Below are 3,024 nucleotides of genomic sequence, written 5' to 3' on the forward strand. Positions count from 1 at the left end.
AAATAACTCTCACGCAAAAAAACGACCCCAAAAGTGGGTAAAACCCTTGATAATACTGACTTTTAGGCACAAAAAAAGACCTTGTTTTTTCTGAAAGCCTGTGTTATAATTTAGTTGTTCAATAAAAAATTATTAGAAAGGCTTATTGTAGATACAAGGACTTTTTGTATTTTATATCTAGATAGGATTATTATAGCATGGAAGAGGTACAAAATCAAGGGCAAATACTTGTCGATAAAAATAAAAAAGGGAAAGATAGGAATTGGCGAGGTCGTAAGATTTTGAGTTTGAAGTTAGCCGATATTTTTCAAGAATTGAATTATAAAGATAGTTTGGTTGAGCGAGTAGGTTCTTGTGGTGATGTATTAAAATTTATTCGGCAACCAGATGGGAAATTGAAATTGTATCAAACTTATTTTTGTAAAAATAAATTGTGTCCAATGTGTAACTGGAGGCGGTCTATGAAGTATTCTTATCAAACTTCAAGAATAGTTGATGAAGCGATGACCCAACATCCAAAAGGTCGCTTTCTCTTTTTGACGTTAACTGTTAAAAATGTTCCAGGATCAGAACTCAATGAGACGATTTCAAGTTTAACACAATCATTTGACCGATTATTTAGACGGGCAAAGGTTAAGAAAAATTTATTGGGCTATCTTCGTTCGGTTGAAGTAACTCATAATGAGCTAGAAAATACCTATCACCCTCATATCCATGTCTTAATGATGGTTAGACCAGCTTATTTTCAATCAAAAAACGATTATATTAAACAAGAAGACTGGGGGCAGATGTGGGCGCAATCACTCAAGGTTGATTATATCCCGTTGGTTGATATTCGAGCGGTTAAAGAACAAGGAAAAGGATTAAAAGGGGCAATTTTGGAAACCGCAAAATACCCTACGAAACCCTTTGAATTGAGTATGGAGAATGCCCAAGTTGTTGATGATTTATATAACGGCTTGTATCGCAAGCGCCAATTAGGTTATGGCGGTATATTTAAAGAAATCAAGAAAAAACTAGCCCTAGATGATGCGGAAAATGGCGATTTAGTGCATACAGCAGATGAAAAAGACGATTTATCATCGGGAACAAAAATCGTTGCGATTTGGAACGCAACGAAACAGAATTATTTTATTAAATAATTTGCGAAAAAGTTTCTGAAAAGGTATAATAAAGAGAACGTAGAAGTAGCTCAAGCTACACCAAAGCCCCTGGAATATGTCGAAGTGTTCCAAGGGCTTTTTTGACGTTCTTTACAGATTAACGGGTGATTTTAGGCTAGCTATCTCTAATTGTCCTCATCGTCTAGCCATTTGCAAATGAAGTATGCAACAACATTCGCCATAACGTTGAGTAAGAGCTCGTAGAAGTAACTCAAGACTATCACCTCCTCTCACGACTAAAAGTCGCAATCGGTTTTCCGACAGCAGTAGTATTATAACACAAAAAGTAGAGAACGTTTTATGTCGCGAAAGTTTCTTGCACAATAAGCTGGGACAGATTAAACTAGAAATCGTGTTGGTGGGGCATTAGACCAACCAACAGACGATTTATTAAGTTTAGTCCCAGGTTACTTATTGTCAAGAAAACGTGAAATAAATATATAAGATGCTGAGAAAGCCAAAGTTAGAAGCAAAAAGGGAATGAAAGAAATTTTGATGATTTAACTGTTTTTATTCCAAATGTTGGTCAAGTTGTGATTGTTCAAGGATCTATGGTGATGAGATATAGTCCTATTTTAAAGAGATTTATGAGTGCATTTTTTTACTTAATGACTGGTTTATTTTTCTTTAGAAGATTTTATAAAGTTGCGGAGGATTGATATGATACAAGGACTTGTAGATATGTGTATCAGTGCTTTGGAATGGTTAATCAGTTTGTTTCCTGTTATTACATTTTTCAGTAATATTTCAGAAAGTATAGCAAGTATTTATGACTATCTTTATAATGCCTCAGCTATTATACCGGTATCAGATTTTTTCATTTGTCTTGGAATCATTTCTGGATTTTATGTGACTTTATTTGCGGTTAAGGTTATCAATTGGATAGTCCACCGCATTCCCTTTATAAATTAAAATATAGACGAGAAAAAAAGCGTCTGCATGCTTGCACGCAAGCAGCAGCGCTTTTTCGGAGGAAATATGAAAAATATTAAGAAAAGCGGGGGACTACGCTTTGAAACTTTGTCCAAAAAATCTTTTTATCAGAAAATAGTCATCTTTCTGGGTTATTTGATTCATGATGGAGTTAGCCGCATTAAGAATCGTCGAGAGTTTCGAGAATATGGTTTAACTTTATATTGTGGTCGCCAAGGAGCTGGAAAAACAATGGCGATGGTTGAATATCTGGAACGGATGAGAAAACAGTATCCTAACGTGATTATTTGCACTAATTTTGGTTATATTCATGAAGATTTTCCTATGACTAGCTGGAAGCAAATTTTTGAACTTCGTAATGGTACTGATGGTGTCATTTTTGCGATTGATGAAATACAGAATGAATATAATTCTGCTTCTTGGAAAACTTTTCCGGAAGGACTTCTTGCGGAGATTACACAACAACGTAAACAACGGATAAAGATTGTTGGTACTTCACAAGTGTTTACTCGTGTTGTAAAACAGCTCAGAGAACAGACATTTGAGGTTGTAGATTGTCGGACGTTGTTGGGACGTTGGACATTTACAAAGGCATTTGATGCCGAAGAATATAATGCGGTTTGTGACAGACCAGAAGCTAAAATGAAATTGAGAAGGCTCTGGCGGAAGAATTTTGTACAAACGCAAAAATTACGGAATAAGTATGATAGTTATGCCAAAATTGAGCAACTAGCAAAGAACTTATCAGGGGTTTAGGAGGGGCTGAAAGCCCCTTTGAGAAACCCACGAAGTGGGTTTCTTCTTATCTTGATACTAGTAGGAAATAACTCTCACGCAAAAAAACGACCCCAAAAGTGGGTAAAACCCTTGATAATACTGACTTTTAGGCACAAAAAAAGACCTTGTTTTTTCTGAAAGCCTGTGTTAT

Annotated in this window: 3 protein-coding genes; all 3 read left to right on the forward strand. The window is 35.6% G+C overall.

Translation table 11 applies throughout. The annotated features are described in order from the left end of the window. Window positions 1-197 precede the first annotated feature (197 nt). Window positions 198-1,142, forward strand: coding sequence for a protein rep (locus ABPH35_RS10635; protein WP_368849819.1), 945 nt, complete (start codon window positions 198-200; stop codon window positions 1,140-1,142). 681 nt (window positions 1,143-1,823) lie between these two features. Further along, complete coding sequence (locus ABPH35_RS10640; RefSeq protein ID WP_368849820.1) at window positions 1,824-2,075, forward strand: hypothetical protein; 252 nt, start codon at window positions 1,824-1,826, stop codon at window positions 2,073-2,075. Between the two features lie 66 nt (window positions 2,076-2,141). Continuing rightward, window positions 2,142-2,852 (forward strand): zonular occludens toxin domain-containing protein, encoded by a 711-nt coding sequence (locus tag ABPH35_RS10645; protein WP_368849821.1) that lies wholly within the window; start codon window positions 2,142-2,144, stop codon window positions 2,850-2,852. The last annotated feature ends 172 nt before the right edge of the window (window positions 2,853-3,024 follow it).

Origin of the sequence: Streptococcus handemini (assembly GCF_040984445.1) — a bacterium.
In the GTDB taxonomy this organism is placed as follows: domain Bacteria; phylum Bacillota; class Bacilli; order Lactobacillales; family Streptococcaceae; genus Streptococcus; species Streptococcus handemini.

Coding starts and splice junctions, on each gene's coding strand:
- ABPH35_RS10635 (WP_368849819.1), top strand. CDS start 198: ATGGAAGAGGTACAAAATCAAGGGCAAATACTTGTCGATAAAAATAAA.
- ABPH35_RS10640 (WP_368849820.1), top strand. CDS start 1,824: ATGATACAAGGACTTGTAGATATGTGTATCAGTGCTTTGGAATGGTTA.
- ABPH35_RS10645 (WP_368849821.1), top strand. CDS start 2,142: ATGAAAAATATTAAGAAAAGCGGGGGACTACGCTTTGAAACTTTGTCC.